The organism is Acinetobacter cumulans (genome assembly GCF_003024525.3).
GTDB lineage: Bacteria > Pseudomonadota > Gammaproteobacteria > Pseudomonadales > Moraxellaceae > Acinetobacter > Acinetobacter cumulans.
On the sequence record NZ_CP035934.2, the window covers coordinates 1,841,027 to 1,860,944 of the forward strand.

Annotated in this window: 13 protein-coding genes, 2 tRNA genes and 3 rRNA genes; 5 read left to right on the forward strand and 13 right to left on the reverse strand. The window is 38.6% G+C overall.

The genetic code is table 11. The features are described from left to right. Window positions 1-702 precede the first annotated feature (702 nt). From C9E88_RS08730 to C9E88_RS08740, 3 genes are all read right to left on the reverse strand, one after another. Window positions 703-1,086 carry a hypothetical protein gene (locus C9E88_RS08730; protein WP_106986336.1) on the reverse strand — a complete coding sequence of 128 codons (384 nt, stop codon included), beginning with the start codon at window positions 1,084-1,086 and terminating at the stop codon, window positions 703-705. Then, window positions 1,076-1,417 carry an immunity protein Imm33 domain-containing protein gene (locus tag C9E88_RS08735; RefSeq protein WP_106986337.1) on the reverse strand — a complete coding sequence of 114 codons (342 nt, stop codon included), beginning with the start codon at window positions 1,415-1,417 and terminating at the stop codon, window positions 1,076-1,078. The genes C9E88_RS08730 and C9E88_RS08735 overlap by 11 nt, the downstream gene beginning before the upstream one ends. A gap of 294 nt (window positions 1,418-1,711) precedes the next feature. Beyond that, window positions 1,712-2,191: a hypothetical protein gene (locus C9E88_RS08740; protein WP_106986338.1), complete on the reverse strand. Its 480-nt coding sequence runs from the start codon at window positions 2,189-2,191 to the stop codon at window positions 1,712-1,714. Between the two features lie 1,236 nt (window positions 2,192-3,427). Between C9E88_RS08740 and aroQ the strand changes: the two genes are divergently transcribed. From aroQ to accC, 3 genes are read left to right on the forward strand one after another with little or no spacing between them, the layout of a single operon-like run. Further along, window positions 3,428-3,883, forward strand: coding sequence for a type II 3-dehydroquinate dehydratase (gene aroQ, locus C9E88_RS08745; RefSeq protein ID WP_106986339.1), 456 nt, complete (start codon window positions 3,428-3,430; stop codon window positions 3,881-3,883). A 17-nt stretch (window positions 3,884-3,900) separates the two neighbouring features. Next, window positions 3,901-4,317 carry an acetyl-CoA carboxylase biotin carboxyl carrier protein gene (locus tag C9E88_RS08750; RefSeq protein WP_106986340.1) on the forward strand — a complete coding sequence of 139 codons (417 nt, stop codon included), beginning with the start codon at window positions 3,901-3,903 and terminating at the stop codon, window positions 4,315-4,317. 17 nt (window positions 4,318-4,334) lie between these two features. Beyond that, window positions 4,335-5,699: an acetyl-CoA carboxylase biotin carboxylase subunit gene (accC, locus tag C9E88_RS08755; RefSeq protein ID WP_106986341.1), complete on the forward strand. Its 1,365-nt coding sequence runs from the start codon at window positions 4,335-4,337 to the stop codon at window positions 5,697-5,699. A 56-nt stretch (window positions 5,700-5,755) separates the two neighbouring features. On the opposite strand, the gene C9E88_RS08760 is transcribed toward accC, so the two are convergent. Then, complete coding sequence (locus tag C9E88_RS08760; RefSeq protein ID WP_106986342.1) at window positions 5,756-6,238, reverse strand: hypothetical protein; 483 nt, start codon at window positions 6,236-6,238, stop codon at window positions 5,756-5,758. 254 nt (window positions 6,239-6,492) lie between these two features. Between C9E88_RS08760 and C9E88_RS08765 the strand changes: the two genes are divergently transcribed. Continuing rightward, window positions 6,493-7,908, forward strand: coding sequence for a GGDEF domain-containing protein (locus tag C9E88_RS08765; RefSeq protein ID WP_106986343.1), 1,416 nt, complete (start codon window positions 6,493-6,495; stop codon window positions 7,906-7,908). A 42-nt stretch (window positions 7,909-7,950) separates the two neighbouring features. Here the strand turns inward: C9E88_RS08765 and C9E88_RS08770 are convergent, their stop codons facing one another. The 3 genes from C9E88_RS08770 to C9E88_RS17995 all read right to left on the reverse strand — a co-directional run bounded on the left by C9E88_RS08770 (window position 7,951) and on the right by C9E88_RS17995 (window position 10,480). Then, on the reverse strand, window positions 7,951-9,111 hold the full coding sequence (locus tag C9E88_RS08770) for an MFS transporter (protein ID WP_106986344.1): 1,161 nt from the start codon (window positions 9,109-9,111) through the stop codon (window positions 7,951-7,953). A 435-nt stretch (window positions 9,112-9,546) separates the two neighbouring features. Beyond that, window positions 9,547-9,828, reverse strand: a complete 282-nt coding sequence (locus C9E88_RS08775) for a hypothetical protein (RefSeq protein WP_106986345.1) — start codon at window positions 9,826-9,828, stop codon at window positions 9,547-9,549. A gap of 514 nt (window positions 9,829-10,342) precedes the next feature. Then, the gene (locus C9E88_RS17995) at window positions 10,343-10,480 is read right to left on the reverse strand and encodes a type II toxin-antitoxin system HigB family toxin (protein ID WP_106986346.1); all 138 of its coding nucleotides are present in this window, start codon (window positions 10,478-10,480) and stop codon (window positions 10,343-10,345) included. A 723-nt stretch (window positions 10,481-11,203) separates the two neighbouring features. Between C9E88_RS17995 and C9E88_RS08785 the strand changes: the two genes are divergently transcribed. After that, window positions 11,204-12,769 carry a sensor domain-containing diguanylate cyclase gene (locus C9E88_RS08785; protein ID WP_106986347.1) on the forward strand — a complete coding sequence of 522 codons (1,566 nt, stop codon included), beginning with the start codon at window positions 11,204-11,206 and terminating at the stop codon, window positions 12,767-12,769. 548 nt (window positions 12,770-13,317) lie between these two features. Here C9E88_RS08785 and rrf read toward each other — a convergent pair. From rrf to C9E88_RS08815, 6 genes are all read right to left on the reverse strand, one after another. Further along, a 5S ribosomal RNA gene (gene rrf / locus C9E88_RS08790) occupies window positions 13,318-13,432 on the reverse strand. A gap of 196 nt (window positions 13,433-13,628) precedes the next feature. Continuing rightward, window positions 13,629-16,521: ribosomal RNA gene (locus tag C9E88_RS08795) — 23S ribosomal RNA — on the reverse strand. A gap of 449 nt (window positions 16,522-16,970) precedes the next feature. Further along, window positions 16,971-17,046: transfer RNA gene (locus C9E88_RS08800), tRNA-Ala, on the reverse strand. A gap of 75 nt (window positions 17,047-17,121) precedes the next feature. Next, window positions 17,122-17,198 (reverse strand) — tRNA-Ile (locus C9E88_RS08805). 61 nt (window positions 17,199-17,259) lie between these two features. Then, window positions 17,260-18,797 (reverse strand): 16S ribosomal RNA (locus C9E88_RS08810). The 16S, 23S and 5S rRNA genes sit together here with 2 tRNA genes alongside, the layout of an rRNA operon. Window positions 18,798-19,277: 480 nt before the next feature. Continuing rightward, window positions 19,278-19,910 carry a DUF2057 family protein gene (locus tag C9E88_RS08815; RefSeq protein ID WP_106986691.1) on the reverse strand — a complete coding sequence of 211 codons (633 nt, stop codon included), beginning with the start codon at window positions 19,908-19,910 and terminating at the stop codon, window positions 19,278-19,280. Window positions 19,911-19,918: the final 8 nt, after the last annotated feature.

Genomic DNA, 19,918 nt, shown 5'->3' on the forward strand with positions numbered 1-19,918 from the left:
TATTTAAAATTCACGAGATATATCCCCGAGAAATTTCGAACAAACATATATTTTTATTCATATTAACTTCACTATTGTCTATTTTTTGACATAAAATTCAAAATTGAGCTGAAATACTCGCTCAATCTTATTTTTATTAGATATATACAATGCTTAAGTCACCTAAATAATGAAATACGACAGCTCTCTGAACGGGTACAACGTCATTTGTATTGTGCATCCATAAAACAGCACACGTACATCAATACCAGATTAGCGATAGTAGAACACGTCCTCCCATACATAGATACTTAAAAGCGTATCAATACTCTTTCTCTTTGGAAGCGATATAAAACAATAAAGCTGTATAAGATATAAGAAGGATGCTTAGGCTTATTCTATTAAAAACAACTCAAAAGCTTAGTTAGAAATCATCCAAAGCTGGCTACTAAGCGCCGTGTATGAAGTGAATACTTGAGGCAAGAAGCTTAGGAAAAAAATAAGGCAAAAAAAAGCCACTCTTCAGTGGCTAATTGAATAACATCAAGCATGACGATGAAGTTATTCAGCCAGAGCATAAATAACCAGGGAAGTATTATTTATGTCTAAGCTTAAGCCTATATATTAATACAAACTAGTTATCACTTTTGTCTATTTTTGTGTCGTTATATGCCATTTTATCAAGTTGGCTTCAACTTAAGCCTTCTCTTTACAATTTTTGAATCATTTCTCTGGTTTTGCTGGTGTAGTTTTACACATTGCGCCAGTCGTCATACCAGATTTAGTTAAACTCTGTTGCTGTCGATCCAAAAAGTTTTTAGCTGCCATGTGCATGATAGAAGCCATATCGAGTTGGCTATTGTCTTCAGACAACTTCACTATACGTTGATAGGCATCTATACGTTGGCAAAAAGCCTCACTTTTCGCCGATGCATCTGCTGTTGATTTTGGATCATCCAAAATAGGCTTAGTTGCTTTAATTACATCAAGATAATGTTGTATCTGTGCATCATAATTTTGCTGTGTTAGCACCTCAGACTGTGCCATCTGACTTAATGACAGCACAGTACAAGTCAGCAGAAATGCATAAAGACTTTTATGCTTCATCGCCTTCTTTCCACACATCTTCATAATCATCTGAATCGATCATAAACCTATAACCAGTGTCCAGCGCTAAATATGGAAGTGCTTCAGGGAACTCTTTCATCAATTCTTTTACACTAATGAGCTCAAAAAAATCTTCTGAAGCATCTAACTCACCACCATAAATAAACCACGATACATTATTATCATCTGGTAGTTTACGCAGACCAACTACAGGTTCTTTATTTAAGGTTTGCAAGGCAATTGCTACTGTATCTGTTTCTTTTACGGCGCGATATGCCGAACCATACTCTTCACAGACCAACTGCTGTTCTTCAATTAAATCAGCATCCATCTTTAAAGCTCTTTTCTGTGTTTAATCATGCACGCAGTTTAAGGCTTTCATTAACCTTATACAATCAAGTGAAGTCAGATTTAGCTTCATTCAGACTGAGCTTCTTATCAATGTAAAATAAAGTGCTTTACTGAATCGCGGTGAGTTTTTTCTACAAATGATAGCTGACGGATGATTTCAAGCGTGTAGACTATACATCAAGTACAGTTTGTAACTATTCGAGATCTCAATATAAAACCCCAAGTAAGCTTACTCACTTGGAGTCTATTCATATATGTAAGCCAATGATTATACTTATTTTTGGACGCGTATAGATTTGAGTTGCTGAAAAATTAAAGACTCTTGGCCTGATTTATAAATATAACGCTCTAAAGTCCCTTGATTTGTATGAACTGACATTGAAATATTATCTCCTTTCAATGTATGAACAAGCGATGTAGGAATACTAAAATTATTTTGAGAACGGTGCATACCAAAGTACATACGATTTGTCGTCTTCGCAGTAGGACCGTAACTTAACTCTTCTGTACCATTACTAAAGGTAATTTTTTGGATATCGTAATTTTGTTGTACGCTATCTAATGATACTTTAATACCAACATGATCTAAAGCTTGCTCATTCCAACTCACTTGCACAATTGGGCAAAGTTCATTTGGCTCACAGATCAACAAACCCAAGGCAGCATTCTTTTGAGGCATAGGCGTAGTCTGACATGCAACAAGAGCACTAAGTACCATGGTCAGTCCAAGGCTTTTTAAAATGTATTTTTTCACAAGCTCACCCTCATAACATTTAAATAGACAATATTTATGTATTTATTTCCATAAAGTATTACATACCATTCTGTTCATATTTTAAACACAGCACAACAATATGATCTGAAATGATTATATGCAATCATTTGAGCCATTTAAGATTCTGTATAGGCTGAAAGTAAACAGTAACACTCACGACAAAATGTACTTTTGTTTTAATACTGACAATTTACATACTGCTTTTAAACTACTATTGGACTGATGTTCTCACTCCCCCCATTTCATCATCTTCCACTCAAAACCTTATCTTACTCATGAATAGCGTCAACCTAGACTGCCATTAATGCTATAAAAATGCTCAAACAGATACCATCGAAATAACATCAATATATATATGAAACATAAACCAATCCCATAAATAGTGCTTTTGCCATTCCTGTGGTTAAAATCCATTCAAACAAGTAGAAACTTCAATAAACAATATTGAGCACATTCGTCAATCCAAGGCTTTGAACTTTTCTGAAGTACACTCGATGGCTTTTAAATTTTGTATATACGCAATGTATCTACAAACCTATTCAAAATTTCGTACTTCTTAAAAAGTGCTGTATCACACAGTGAGTACAAAATTGATCAACTATGAGCCCTTAGTTATTGTTTTAAGTAACACATCAGATTTAGATTTTTTATTTCCCAAACATTCAAATTCTTCTTTATACGCTGACTTAAATTAGAGTAATTAGCCAAAATACTGTTTTTAATCATAATTTATGTTTAATATCTAATGTGAATTTAGAAAAGCTCAACATAAAAGTACACTAAAATTTAAACGTTTAATTTTGATTCCACATAGATCAAATTATGCATTTAAATTTTGAAAGAGTGAGTACAACAACCGATCGATTCAACTCAATCTTATAGACTCACTATACGGCGCAGGTTCAATAGGATCTAAAGCAGGACTATTTTCCTCCTTACATTTTTCAACATCAAAACATCCGTTACACAAATGATAATAACAGTTTTAGCCAATTCGGCTTACAATGTAAAAAACAGACATAACTATAAAATTTGTAATCTTTTAACATTGCCAAATGTCCGCAAAATTCGCATTATATAGCCCAAATCTGGCACACTAGATTCATGTCAATTCAAAGAATTTATAAATAAAATATGGAAAAATGTGCCATAATACGCAAACTTTGCAGATATCTTGCAAAGTAATTTTGCAATTTTTTAATTGGAGCATGCTGAATGAGTTCGACCATTTTGGTCATTCACGGACCGAATCTTAATTTGCTAGGAAAGCGCGAACCAGAAGTTTATGGACACCTCACACTTGAGGATATAAACCAGCAACTCACCGAACAAGCACAAAAAGCCTCTATTTCTCTGCAAACTTTCCAAAGCAATTGGGAAGGTGCTGTAGTGGACCGAATCCATCAAGCACAACAAGACGGCGTTCAATTTATCATTATCAATCCAGCAGCCTTAACACATACATCGGTTGCGGTGCGTGATGCACTTCTTGGCGTAGCAATTCCATTCATCGAAGTACATTTATCTAATGTACATGCACGTGAAGCTTTCCGCCATCATTCATATTTATCTGATAAAGCCGTAGGTGTTATCTGCGGATTAGGTGCAAAAGGCTACGCGTCAGCGCTTGACTTTGCTATCGACAAAATTCAACCAACTTTGCAATCTTAATTTAGGAATACTGTCTCATGGATATCCGTAAAATCAAGAAACTCATCGACCTGATGATTGAATCTGACTTACAGGCAATCGAAGTGAAAGAAGGCGATCAATCTATCGCTCTCACACGTCGAAATCCAGTTGTAGCAGCAGCTGTTCCAGCAATGCCTGCTCCTGCTGCACCTACACCAGCAGCAAAATCACCTCGTGGTGCTGTTGAAACTTCACCAATGGTTGGTGTGTTCTATGCAGCACCAAATCCGGGCGAAGCACCATTTGTAAAAGTTGGTCAAACTGTGTCTGCAGGTGAAACACTGGGTATTATTGAAGCAATGAAAATCATGAACCCAATTGAGGCAACTCAAAGTGGTGTGATTGAAGAAATTCTAGTGAAAAATGGCGAAGTGATTCAATTTGGTCAACCACTTTTCCGCTACCGCGCCTAAAACCTCGGGGAAAAATAATGTTGCAAAAAGTTTTAATTGCAAACCGTGGTGAAATTGCACTACGCATTACACGGGCCTGCAAAACTTTAGGAATTAAAACCGTAGGGATTTATTCCGATGCAGATAAAGACCTCATGCATTTACGCTTTTGTGATGAAGCAGTCTGCATTGGTCCAGGTGCGAGCAGTGAAAGCTATCTAAATATTCCAGCCATTATTACAGCGGCTGAAATTACAGGTGCTGATGCAATCCACCCTGGATATGGTTTTTTATCTGAAAATGCTGAATTCGCAGAAATTGTAGAAAGCTCAGGTTTTATCTTTATTGGCCCACGCCCAGAACATATTCGCCTAATGGGGAACAAGGTTTCTGCCATTATGGCAATGCGTAAAGCTGGTGTGCCTACTGTACCTGGTTCTGCGCATGCAGTTACACCAAACAATGCCTTAGCTGAAGCCAAAGAAATTGGCTTCCCATTGATCGTAAAAGCTGCCTCTGGTGGTGGTGGTCGTGGTATGCGTATTGTAGAACGTGTAGATACCCTGCTCGAATCTGTACAAGCTGCACAACGTGATGCTGAAATGTGGTTTGGCGATGATACAGTCTATATGGAACGTTTTTTACAAAAACCTCGCCATGTAGAAGTACAAGTGTTAGCAGATGGTAATGGCCATGCAATTCATCTGTATGACCGTGACTGCTCTTTACAGCGCCGCCATCAAAAAGTACTTGAAGAAGCACCAGCACCGGGCTTACCAGAACAAGCACGCGCAGAAATTTTAGAAGCATGTGTGAATGCGTGTAAAATGATGCAATACCGTGGCGCAGGTACGTTTGAGTTCTTATTTGAAGAAGATGAATTCTTCTTTATTGAAATGAATACACGCGTACAGGTAGAGCACCCTGTCACTGAAATGGTGACAGGTATCGATATTATTGAGCAACAATTACGCATTGCTGCAGGCCTCGGACTTAACATCGAACAAGAAGATGTCGAGTGCAAGGGTCATGCCATGGAATGCCGTATTAATGCTGAAGATCCAACAACCTTTATGCCTTCACCGGGTAAAATTGAGCATTTCTATGCACCAGGTGGTGCAGGCATTCGTTTAGATTCTCATATCTATCAAGGTTATAGTATTCCGCCTTACTACGACTCTATGATTGCAAAACTGATTGCTCATGGCAAAGACCGTGAAACTTGTATTGCACGCATGAAGCAAGCTTTGGACGAAATCATTTTGACAGGAATTAAAACCAATATTCCTTTACATAAAGATTTAATCTTACAAGACGAAAACTTCTGCCAAAAAGCAATGGACATCCATTACTTAGAAAAGCACATGTTGAAACAAGTTGAAGGTCATTCTGAAAAAGAATAAACAACAGTAAATAAAAAACCGCTCAATTGAGCGGTTTTTTATTGGCTTTAAATCACTTATGGCAATACACGATATAAAGTTGCAAAACATTTTTCAGCTTGATCATTACTACAGAAATTAATTGTGCTTGGATTTTTCCATTTCACAAAATACTGTGAAATTTCTCCAGTTTGATCGACTTGCTGGCCTGAACAATCTTTTTGGTTGTTATCAAATTTTACTTGCAACACTAAAGCAGGCAATTGTTCGTCTGGTTGTGCTGAAGGTTGGTAATCGTAAATACCAGATGACCACTCCTCACCGCTTTTAATAATGACATCATTATCGCTTTTGAAATTATAATATTCGATGCACTTGCGATTATTTGGAATTTCCATTCCCCATAGACCCACAATTTCAGGGCGAGTAATCACCCTAAATGAATTAGCTACATTTTGCTGTGGCGTGACATTTTGATTTTGATCATTTTTTTTATTATCTGAAGCAGAAGCTACACCAGCACATAACATTAGTAAAATGGTTAAAGATGTCTTTTTCATACGTTTATTCAGTCATATTATCCATGTGTGCTAAATTAACACATTTTTTTAAAAAACCACCAATAATCACCAATTTATAACAATCATTTCACCAATATATTCAACAATGCCCGTTATCATATTTAATGCCTTATATTTATGGTATTCACACAATGAGCTTCATCGGAGACAACTCGTGCATTTATAATTAATTTAGTAAAATGCTTCAATAAATACCGTATTACTTAGGCTATATAAGGGAAGTCAATCCATTTATGCGTACAGCCTCACCGAATATCATACAAAGTAGTGTTTTTTTGGGCGTTGCCCTGATTATCTTGATCAGCTGTCTCGTTGGTATTGCTTCTCGACCACTTTCTTTTCTCGCTTTCTTTTGGCCAGCCAATGCTGTCTTGCTCGCTATTTTTCTACGCTATCCAAATTTAAATACAAGCAGTGGCTGGCTAGGTGCTTTTTATGGCTACATGCTTGCAGACTTACTCACGGGTAACTTTCTACAACTGACCACTATTTTAACTTTCGCAAATTTAATTAATACAGCCGTTTCATTGTTTTTTATACAATTTTTCCAAATTAACTATAGAAAATATCATCAAGGTCTAACTTTTTTAGGCTTGTTTAGCATTTGTACTTTTGGTGGATGTTTAGCGAGTGCTGTCTTTGCTATTTTTACCGTTCCGTTTGTCCCCAATACATTCATGTCTACAGACCGCCTACTGGTCGATTTTAGTATGTGGTGGACAGGAGAAATGTTGAACTGTATTTTAATTTTACCTTTGGTATTGGCATTCCCAACCTATAACGAATTCAAAAAAATTATTCATAATCGTCGTAGTAAAACCTACCCCATTCAAAAAGCTTTTCCGGCAATTGCTGTTATTTTTTGTGTGGCCCTAACTTATCTATTTTCTGGACCTGGTGCTTTACTCTATCCTTTAGCTGCATTAATTTGGGTTGCACTTAGCTATCGACTCTTTACTGTCACTGTTATTAACTTTTTAGCCTTACTTGCAACCTACCACAGTCTCAACCAGTTTTATGTCGCTGTATCCCCTGAGATTTATCTCAGTACGTCCATGTCAGTGCGGATTGGTTTGTGTATGCTCAGTCTCGCACCCTTACTGCTGTGTATCATTAGTGAAAATAGACATCACTTATATAAAAAAGTTCTCTATTTTGCAAATTACGATAGCTTAACCCAAGCCATGAACCGCCGTTACTTCTTCCAACTCAGTGAAGAGCTCTTAACACTTCACCCTAAACGTAGTTTTACGCTACTCATGTTAGATATTGATCATTTTAAGAAAATTAATGATCAATACGGCCATTATGCTGGGGATCAAGTTTTACAGCAGTTTTCCGAACAGATTCGTCAACATTTACGCGATAAAGATTTGTTTGCACGACTAGGTGGTGAAGAATTCGTTATTCTTTTAGAAAACATTCAACACAATGAAGCTCTGCGTATTTCGGAAAGATTGCGAAATATTATCGAAACTTCACCAATACAAATTCATGGCCAAGCAGATATTCCAATTACCGTGAGTATAGGCATGACGCAATATGCAGCCACATCACCCGAAACAATTCAAAATCTAATTAATAAAGCCGATTTTGCACTTTACCAAGCAAAGGAGCAAGGTCGTAACAAGGTAATAATGAGCTGCTAAAAGAAGCAATAATATCGTGCATTTTAGATCTCAAACTTTTTCTTAATGGCTAAGATTCACCGCTTTAGGTAAGCCTTTTACAAAGAATAAACCACATAGAACCACAATACCTGCCACAACAAACATTACTTGCCCTGTATATATTTCCCAATAATGCCCAGCTAAAATACTACCAATAGCCACGCCAAGTCCCCACATCGTACTATAAAGGGCTTGCCCACGACCTTGTTGTCCCGCCGAAAAATTTTGGAAGATAATCCGCATTGCAATGAGATGAAATAAACCAAAGCTAAAAGCATGAATGCATTGAGCAAAGAATTGTACTGCAAATAAGTCAGGGAAAAGTCCAGCCATTATCCAACGTAAGCTGGTTAAAATTAAACAGATTGCCACCAACATCCGCCATGAAAAGCGCGTAAAAAATACATTGGCATATGCAAACATGATTATTTCTGCGATAACTCCCACTGACCACAAAAAGCCTATTTCTGTTGTACTATAATTGGCTTGCTTTAAGTAATTACTATAAAAACTATAAAACGGTGCATGTGAAAATAGCATAATCAGTTCTATGACAAAAAAACTTGCCACCACGGGACGTTTTAAAATGGGCCATAGTGGTTCTAGTATTTTTTGCGATGTAGGTGCTGTAGCTGGTTCACGTATTGTAAATGACCAAAGAAAAGCCAAAGAGGCAATACATAACAACATAATCGGTAACATTGATATTGGGACTATTTCGAGCAACGCTCCAATGCCAAACACCCCAATAATAAATCCTATAGAACCCCATTTACGGACCTTACCGTATAATTGTGCTCTTTTTTCTGCTAACCAAAATAAGGTCACACCTTCAAATTGTGCCAATATCGCATTTTGAAAAAAACTAAATATCAGCATAAGTAATGCAATTGATTGAAAACTATTAGGAATAATAAAAATCAGTAACCATATACAACACTCCATCCATGTTGCTATACGTACCAGCAACATACGCTTTCCTGATTTGTCTGCAATCCACCCCCAAATAAAAGGCGCAAAAAAACGTGTAATAATTGCAATGGATGAAAGCAACCCAATTTGTTGATAATTAAACCCTTGGTCTTCTAAATAAAGATTCCAAAATGGCATAAATGTACCAACAATGGCATAGTAGAAAAAGTAGAATCCACCTAGTTTGGACTGGATTGGAATGCTAAGCATTAAGCTATATTCCTTAGTATTTACAACAAGTTATTAACTTTTTAGAGTTGTATTGCATTGCATCTAAAAGGCGGTTTTAGGAGATAACAGGTATACAAATCAGTATACAAATTTATTTTAATTAAATTATTTCAAAATTTGTATACTTTAGAGAAAAATACACATTATTAATCATGTATTTATATTTATCTAAATTTATCGTTTTTATGTATAAAAAACCATTATAAGGAAGTTCTAGATAGAAGTTATTTGCTTTATCAGCGTGTGGTACGAGTTAAATTTAAAAATTGCAGATTCCCTTCATTCTAATCAACAACATATTGCAAGTTATCCTCTTAGTTCCAATTTTATGCAATTACTGATTCTAAATTATAGAAAATTTTTAAATATATCGATTCGACTGCTTTTAAAATAGGATTTCAATAAAAAATCGTCTTAACGTTCCCAATCAATCTTGTAAATATTTCCATCTACGACAGTAATAGCATAGTAAGAATTATCTACTTTATATTTATAGGTGATGGCTGGATGAGCTCGTCCTCTCGCATCACGAATAGTATGCTCATAAGAAGATTCAGGATGACCCAATACATCTTGCATTTTGCTATAACTATCACCAAGTTCAACAAAACCAAAATTTCCTCGAATCGACTGCATGTTAACAGCGAACGCTTGAATGGACATAAATATGCTCAAAACTAATAATAATTTTTTCACTTCTATGCTCAACAAAGTATTTATACTTAGCAACATAATAAGTGAAAAATGTGATTTTTATCATTTTTTTTGTCTGAGTAATGTTCAGTACAAATTAAATCTACCTACAATTTATTGTTATCCAAGTAAACCTTTTGTACTACTTCCAGATAATTCATATTCATAGAGCAATCATAGATGCTGAAATCCTTCATATACGCATACAGCTCAACACAAATAATGTCCGCAAGTTACAAGCACAAAGATTTACTTTGATGAACAGTTTGATCCAGCCAATACAAATCTTATCCGTCACACAAAGTACAGCTGATAAATTTTTTAAATTGAGATTTGTAGCTAATCATTCCAGCAATAAAGAATGTAAAGCCTTAGTAGATCAACACGTTATGTCCCGAGAGCAAATAAGTTATTGAAAAAAATTGAAGCACTTGGATAAAAGTGGTCTAGTTATTTTCACTTTTATATAACAAAGCCCATTCATACAGACTCATTCAATTTAGCTTTGCCAAATTCTTTATGGGGGAAAGATATAACGAATGTATACGTGCTTTGCTTGATACATTACAACCGCAAGTAACCGTATTTTATTTCTACCTACTATAAAATAAGATACAACTTTCACACTTTTTGTAGCAAGAAAGAGCAACTTCATTTCCGCAAAATCATTAGGATCATCAACCTTCCCAATACTTCAAAAAGTTTTGTTATTTTTACACCATCAGTTGTAACCACTTTTTATAATAAACGGTTGATTTTCAAATCCTAGCTATTTTTTATATTTACCTTAACTTAATATTTTAAGACGTAAAGTAGCTATATTTTCAATCCATTATTTTACAATATGTCATTCAATAAGTTAGACCATCGACCAAAGGTGGTAATACTCTTGAATATCTCGATTTAAAAACTCATCGCGTTCGGATCGTAATGAAAAGGCTTATTTTCCAGTAAAGTAGTGCAATTATTTAATTTAAGGTATTTTTTAAGAATTTCTTAAAATTTTCGATTTTTTCTGGAAAAATACTTTCTTCATCCCACATAATAGCATTCATATCATTTACCTCTATCAATCTAAAGCACATACAACTTATTGATGTACAGTAAACAATATTTATCTTAAATGTGACTTAATTAGCAAAATAAAGCAAATAAATCGTTTTTAGATTTTTTTTTGCAGGCATGATTCATCATTTAAATAGATTGTCTCAATTCATTACACTATGTATTGATTCTATTGATGTGGAAAACATTACAATACACTATGTCTTCAGAATACAAAAAGAATATGGAATAAAATGTGATCTGTTTCATAAAATATTGGCCGAAGTACTAAAAATATACTAAGATAACTCAACTCAAACATAGGATATGACGGGTGCTAAAGAAGATTGCGGCATTTTTAAAATTAGATTTACAAAAGCTGATTTTAATCCTAAATATCATCTGTGTTTCTTGTCTATTTATTGCATCAATTTGCATTATCAACTATGTCATTAAAAAACAATTAATAGAAAACTCTCTTTTAACAAATCAAAAATATGCTTCAAAAGTTGCAATTAGTGCAGATCAACACCTAAAAAGCATGCTACAAGAATTAAATTATAGTGCAAAAATTATTCGTCATGACTTTAGTAATCAAACTATTATCAAAAGTGAATTACATCGACTTAAATACCAATCCAATAATTTCAATACCGTTTCTGTCGTAGATCAAAATGCGATCATCAAACATTTTGAACCGCATAATTTTAAATTTAATACGAATGTTAGTCACCGAACTGTCGGTGTAGAACAATCATTAAAACTGAAAAAGACATATATTTCCCCGCCGTATCTAGCAATATCCAATAATCTTATTGTCTTAATGACGCAACCTATTTTTGATCAAAACCGAAATTACCAAGGTATGATCACTGGATCAATATATTTACAACGCAAAAATTTAATAAATCAGCTTCTATCTGGTTCCTATGATTATAAAAGAAGCTATATGTATGTCGTAGATCAAGATAATCGAATTATTTTCCATCCTGATCCTACACGAATTGGTGAAAAAATTATCGGAAATACTGGCCTAGACTACATGAAACAGTATAAAAATGGCTCAATTCATTTAGTAAATAGTAAAGGTATAGACAATCTCGCAGGTTTTTCTCATATTCCTAGTGTGAACTGGCTAGTAGTTTCACAGCAACCTACAGAAGAGCTTTTAGAACAAGCCAATAGTATTTTACTCAAAGCCGCATTTGGAATATTTATATTTTATGTTCTCATATTTATAATTATTTGGAGGATAACTTATTATATTTCCTCACCGTTACATAGTCTTGCGCAAATGGCAGGTATATTAAATCAGCCAGAAACGGATGATAAAATTCGCGAAATTAATCCATGGTACTTTGAGGTTTTACGCTTTCGCACTGCTTTACTATTTAGTTCTAAAAAATTTAAAGATAAGATTAGTGAATTGAATCAACATATCAATACAGATTCACTCACTGGTTTATTTAACCGTCGTGGTATGGATCTATTTATTAATGAATTAAAAAAAATGCATAGCGAGTTTGCATTATTAATGATTGATGTGGATCATTTTAAACAGGTTAATGATACATACGGACATGACCAAGGCGATGCTGTCTTAATCTCACTTGCACAGCAGATTAAGCAAAATTTCCGTGAGAATGATGTCTGCTGTCGTTTAGGTGGTGAGGAGTTTGTTGTTTTGGTACATAGTGCTGAAGCTCACTCTGTTTATAAAGCAGCTGAAAGGCTTCGTAAAAGAATGGAAAATTTACAGTCCGACAATCTGCCGAAGGTAACCATATCGATTGGAATTGCTTTCTATCCTGAAGATAATGAAGACATACAAGAAATATTTAAAATAGCGGATAATCGGTTGTATCAAGCAAAAAATTTAGGTCGTAACCAAGTATGTTAATTAAAAAATCTTTTACTTATCCATTTAAATTACTTTACGTCTCACCATATTAATAGTTTTTCATGCTGTTTAGGCTCTTATATAGCCTATTAAAGATCATAAAAGAGATTCTCTCATGGTGTATTTTCTTTATTTCAATGATTAAAATATAAATGTCACCACTCTTTAAATTGAAAATAATATAGTGACAATAGCTCAGCAAGTACTTATTTAGTTGTATTTTAACTTCTAAGATAAGCTCTTAATAATATGACATCGAATACCAATTCACTGCAGCTAATTATTGATATATTTTATTTTTTTAAAAACCAGTCTAAATAGTCACGCTTTAATAATGAGTCTACATTCTATAATGCAGGACTTAAAAGTTGGTAATGTAAACAATGACAGCATTATCTCCTAACGGTATTCTGTGATGCCTTATCACATCCTCCAAGCCCTCTTTCTGTATATCCTTTATTTATAAAATTCCAATTTTTCTAATTTCTAAAGTATTTCACACATAAAAAAACACCCCCTGCACTAGTCAGGGGGTGTTTCGAATAATGAGCTGGCGATGACTTACTCTCACATGGGTAACCCCACACTACCATCAGCGCTAAGAGGTTTCACTTCTGAGTTCGGGAAGGGATCAGGTGGTTCACTCTTGCTATTGTCGCCAGCACAACTTGGATGCTTACTCGTTTGGTCTTACTTGGATGCCGAACTTTCGTCAAATGAGTTATTAACAGATCATATCTGAGTCGAATTGTATGTTCTAGCGTTAGCTGAATCAAGTATTTCAAGACCGTTTGGTCTTTAATGAATCAATCTCTGCTCACTGCTTGCGCAGTTCGTACAACAACTGTTTGGGTGTTGTATAGTCAAGCCTCACGAGCAATTAGTATTGGTCAGCTTCATGCGTCACCGCACTTCCACATCCAACCTATCAACGTCGTAGTCTTCAACGGCTCTTTAGAGGAATAAATTCCTAGGGAAATCTTATCTTGAGGTAGGCTTCCCGCTTAGATGCTTTCAGCGGTTATCCCTTCCGAACATAGCTACCCGGCGATGCGACTGGCGTCACAACCGGTACACCAGAGGTTCGTCCACTCTGGTCCTCTCGTACTAGGAGCAGATCCTCTCAAATTTCCAGCGCCCACGGTAGATAGGGACCGAACTGTCTCACGACGTTCTAAACCCAGCTCGCGTACCTCTTTAAATGGCGAACAGCCATACCCTTGGGACCTGCTTCAGCCCCAGGATGAGATGAGCCGACATCGAGGTGCCAAACACCGCCGTCGATATGAACTCTTGGGCGGTATCAGCCTGTTATCCCCAGAGTACCTTTTATCCGTTGAGCGATGGCCCTTCCATACAGAACCACCGGATCACTAAGACCTACTTTCGTACCTGCTCGACTTGTGGGTCTCGCAGTTAAGCGCGCTTTTGCCTTTATACTCTACGCGTGATTTCCGACCACGCTGAGCGCACCTTCGTACTCCTCCGTTACTCTTTAGGAGGAGACCGCCCCAGTCAAACTACCCACCAGACATGGTCCTCGCTCCAGATAATGGAGCAGAGTTAGAACCTCAATATTACCAGGGTGGTATTTCAAGATTGGCTCCACAGCAACTAGCGTCGCTGCTTCAAAGCCTCCCACCTATCCTACACAAGTAAGATCAAAGTTCAATGTCAAGCTGCAGTAAAGGTTCACGGGGTCTTTCCGTCTAGCCGCGGGTACACCGCATCTTCACGGCGATTTCGATTTCACTGAGCCTCTGCTGGAGACAGCGCCCCCATCATTATGCCATTCGTGCAGGTCGGAACTTACCCGACAAGGAATTTCGCTACCTTAGGACCGTTATAGTTACGGCCGCCGTTTACTGGGGCTTCGATCAAGAGCTTCGCTTACGCTAACCCCATCAATTAACCTTCCAGCACCGGGCAGGCATCACACCCTATACGTCCACTTTCGTGTTTGCAGAGTGCTATGTTTTTAATAAACAGTTGCAGGGGCCTGGTTTCTGTGGCTGCCGATAGCTCAGGAAGCAAGTTCCATCACCGTCAGCAGCGTACCTTCTCCCGAAGTTACGGTACCATTTTGCCTAGTTCCTTCAGCAGAGTTCTCTCAAGCGCTTTGGTCTACTCGACCTGACCACCTGTGTCGGTTTCGGGTACGATTCCTGTGTAACTGAAGCTTAGAGACTTTTCCTGGAAGCATAGTATCAGCCACTTCACTGTACAAGTACAGCTTGCTATCAGATCTCAGCATAGAGTACCCCGGATTTGCCTAAGATACATGCCTACATCCTTTCACCTGGACAACCAACGCCAGGCTGACTTAACTTACTCCGTCCTCTCATCGCATTACACAGAAGTATTGGAATATTAACCAATTTCCCATCGACTACGCCTCTCGGCCTCGCCTTAGGGGTCGACTCACCCAGCCCCGATTAACGTTGGACTGGAACCCTTGGTCTTTCAGCGAACGGGTTTTTCACCCGTTTTGTCGTTACTCACGTCAGCATTCGCACTTCTGATACCTCCAGCAGACTTCTCAATCCACCTTCATCGGCTTACAGAACGCTCCCCTACCACTTGCAATAAATTGCAAATCCGCAGCTTCGGCATATAGTTTTAGCCCCGTTACATCTTCCGCGCAGGCCGACTCGACTAGTGAGCTATTACGCTTTCTTTAAAGGGTGGCTGCTTCTAAGCCAACCTCCTAGCTGTCTATGCCTTCCCACATCGTTTCCCACTTAACTATAATTTAGGGGCCTTAGCTGGCGGTCTGGATTGTTTTCCTCTTGACTACGGACGTTAGCACCCGCAGTCTGTCTCCCGGATAGTACTCATTGGTATTCGGAGTTTGCATCGGTTTGGTAAGTCGGGATGACCCCCTAGCCGAAACAGTGCTCTACCCCCAATGGTATTCGTCCGAGGCGCTACCTAAATAGCTTTCGGGGAGAACCAGCTATCACCAAGTTTGATTAGCCTTTCACCCCTATCCACAAGTCATCCCCTGGCTTTTCAACGACAGTGGGTTCGGTCCTCCAGTTAGTGTTACCCAACCTTCAACCTGCTCATGGATAGATCACCTGGTTTCGGGTCTACACCCAGCAACTAAACGCCCTATTAAGACTCGGTTTCCCTACGGCTCCCCTATACGGTTAACCTTGCTACTGAATGTAAGTCGCTGACCCATTATACAAAAGGTACGCAGTCACCGAACAAGTCGGCTCCCACTGCTTGTATGCATGCGGTTTCAGGATCTATTTCACTCCCCTCACAGGGGTTCTTTTCGCCTTTCCCTCACGGTACTGGTTCACTATCGGTCAGTCAGGAGTATTTAGCCTTGGAGGATGGTCCCCCCATATTCAGACAAGGTTTCACGTGCCTCGCCCTACTCGACATCATCATATAAGCCCTTTCGTGTACAGGACTATCACCCACTATGGTTGCACTTCCCAGAGCATTCCACTAGAACTTATATGACTTAATGGGCTGTTCCCCGTTCGCTCGCCGCTACTGAGGGAATCTCAATTGATTTCTTTTCCTAAGGGTACTGAGATGTTTCACTTCCCCTCGTTTGCCTCGCAACACTATGTATTCATGTTGCGATACCTACCTTACGATAGGTGGGTTTCCCCATTCAGAAATCTCCGGATCATAGGATATTTGCCGCCTCCCCGAAGCTTATCGCAGGCTATTACGTCTTTCATCGCCTCTGACTGCCAAGGCATCCACCACATGCACTTAATTACTTGACTATACAACCCCAAACAGTCGTTTATCCTTACAAGTAGGATAAGCAACAGAGTTTGTCTTACGACTTACTCATACAGTTGGCGTCTTGTGCATTTAAGCACTGTACAGCTTCAATTAGATTCATATACCAAAACGCTTGATTCAGTTAATTTCGCTAGTAACTCATAGCTTCTATCTTCACATCACAGTAATAAATCACTGTTAGTGTTAATGTCAGTTATGAGTATGAACAAATTATTTCAACTCAAATATATTCTGTTAATGATTTAACATGCCTTCGTCAGGTCATGTTGCTGTGATAAATCACAGAGCTTAATAACAATGAAGCGCATTCTACGCTAGTTTGTTGCTAAGCTCTATAACCTAAGCACTTGATCGCTTAAAGACTAAACTAACAGTCAGCTGACTGTTCATTTATTAACTTGTCTTTTATACATCGCTTTGCGATGTATGGTGGAGACTAGGAGAGTCGAACTCCTGACCTCCTGCGTGCAAAGCAGGCGCTCTACCAACTAAGCTAAGTCCCCAGCTTATCAATTAAGTCAATGTCTCTGTTTTCTGTTTGCTCTCATATTTTATTCAAATATTTCGTTAGTCAGATTTGGTGGGTCTGACAAGACTTGAACTTGTGACCCCACGCTTATCAAGCGTGTGCTCTAACCAACTGAGCTACAGACCCTCAGATACATCGTCATGAAGAACAACTTGTTGTGGATTCTTACCAGTCGCCAATCTTTCGTTAAGGAGGTGATCCAGCCGCAGGTTCCCCTACGGCTACCTTGTTACGACTTCACCCCAGTCGTCGGCCACACCGTGGTAAGCGTCCTCCTTACGGTTAGACTACCTACTTCTGGTGCAACAAACTCCCATGGTGTGACGGGCGGTGTGTACAAGGCCCGGGAACGTATTCACCGCGGCATTCTGATCCGCGATTACTAGCGATTCCGACTTCATGGAGTCGAGTTGCAGACTCCAATCCGGACTACGATCGGCTTTTTGAGATTAGCATCCTCTCGCGAGGTAGCAACCCTTTGTACCGACCATTGTAGCACGTGTGTAGCCCTGGTCGTAAGGGCCATGATGACTTGACGTCGTCCCCGCCTTCCTCCAGTTTGTCACTGGCAGTATCCTTAAAGTTCCCGGCCGAACCGCTGGCAAATAAGGAAAAGGGTTGCGCTCGTTGCGGGACTTAACCCAACATCTCACGACACGAGCTGACGACAGCCATGCAGCACCTGTATGTAAGTTCCCGAAGGCACCAATCCATCTCTGGAAAGTTCTTACTATGTCAAGACCAGGTAAGGTTCTTCGCGTTGCATCGAATTAAACCACATGCTCCACCGCTTGTGCGGGCCCCCGTCAATTCATTTGAGTTTTAGTCTTGCGACCGTACTCCCCAGGCGGTCTACTTATCGCGTTAGCTGCGCCACTAAAGCCTCAAAGGCCCCAACGGCTAGTAGACATCGTTTACGGCATGGACTACCAGGGTATCTAATCCTGTTTGCTCCCCATGCTTTCGTACCTCAGCGTCAGTATTAGGCCAGATGGCTGCCTTCGCCATCGGTATTCCTCCAGATCTCTACGCATTTCACCGCTACACCTGGAATTCTACCATCCTCTCCCATACTCTAGCTTCCCAGTATCGAATGCAATTCCTAAGTTAAGCTCAGGGATTTCACATCCGACTTAAAAAGCCGCCTACGTACGCTTTACGCCCAGTAAATCCGATTAACGCTCGCACCCTCTGTATTACCGCGGCTGCTGGCACAGAGTTAGCCGGTGCTTATTCTGCGAGTAACGTCCACTATCCCTAGGTATTAACTAGAGTAGCCTCCTCCTCGCTTAAAGTGCTTTACAACCAAAAGGCCTTCTTCACACACGCGGCATGGCTGGATCAGGGTTCCCCCCATTGTCCAATATTCCCCACTGCTGCCTCCCGTAGGAGTCTGGGCCGTGTCTCAGTCCCAGTGTGGCGGATCATCCTCTCAGACCCGCTACAGATCGTCGCCTTGGTAGGCCTTTACCCCACCAACTAGCTAATCTGACTTAGGCTCATCTATTAGCGCAAGGTCCGAAGATCCCCTGCTTTCCCCCGTAGGGCGTATGCGGTATTAGCATCCCTTTCGAAATGTTGTCCCCCACTAATAGGCAGATTCCTAAGCATTACTCACCCGTCCGCCGCTAGAAATCGGTAGCAAGCTACCTATTCCCGCTCGACTTGCATGTGTTAAGCCTGCCGCCAGCGTTCAATCTGAGCCATGATCAAACTCTTCAGTTTAAAATCAATAGTACCTTTAAAGGGTACCAATCTTGGCTCATCAATTACTGACAAATATTTGCTCAAATAAACTTCGAGAAATTTCTACCAATTATCAATGAAAATATATTCGATTGATCAACCAGTAAAAATCCACACAAGTTGTTCTTCATAATCTCTTAATGATCTATTTGTGCCTCATCAGCAACAAATTCAACAACTTAGCGCAAAATTTCGTTTCGTTCATCGTGTTGATGTGGTGTATTCTATACGGATTTAAAACAAGCGCAACCCCTATTTCTAAATTAATTAGAAATACTGAATTGTTCGATTATTTTTCAACCTAAAACTGTATATTTCAAAAATTATGCCTATTTTTAAAGCACAATTAAACACATTATTTGTATCTTGGCATCTTCATTATTCAGTCATGTAATAAAAAAGTCGGAAGAGTCCGACTTTCAATCACTTTGTTTATCTTTAAGCCACGAGAAATAGCGCTTAATTACTCTGTTCTGCCAGCCAAGTCATAAAAGCTTGTCTTTCTTGCTTTGTTGCATGTTGCCAACTCTGAATAAGTGTCTGTGTTGATACGTTTGAATTTAGAGTGGCTTGGGTAGTCTGAGAAGTATAAATTGGTGCTGGTTGATGTGCTTGAGGCGGTATTTGTGTTGCATCCAGTGTATCTGAATCTGAAAATACCGAACTCAGCCATGATTTACTAGCTTTAGCACCGGCTTGCTGAACCAATAATTGTTTGTTTTGGTCATATAAACCAATGATTGGTTCATCTTTATATTTTTCTGCTTGGTCAAAATCTTGTGGAGGATTAATTAATGCCAAGCTGTAATTATTACCATCTGTTAAAGCTGGTGTTTTTACTGTGACGACGCCTGATTTTAAAATGTCATGTGAATTGTCTGGATGTTGATAGTAACCACTATAACGGACACCGATTACATTCGTTCCAGCATTTAATTTTATTTTATTATTCGATCGCAAAAAATTAGTGCCAATTTCTTGATCATTGATAGCAACTATCTTAATTTCTTCAGGAACTGAAAGTGTGACTGCTGAAAAAGCGATACTACTTATTGCGAATGCGCCAATACCTGCCACAATTTTAAAAACCATGTCTATAC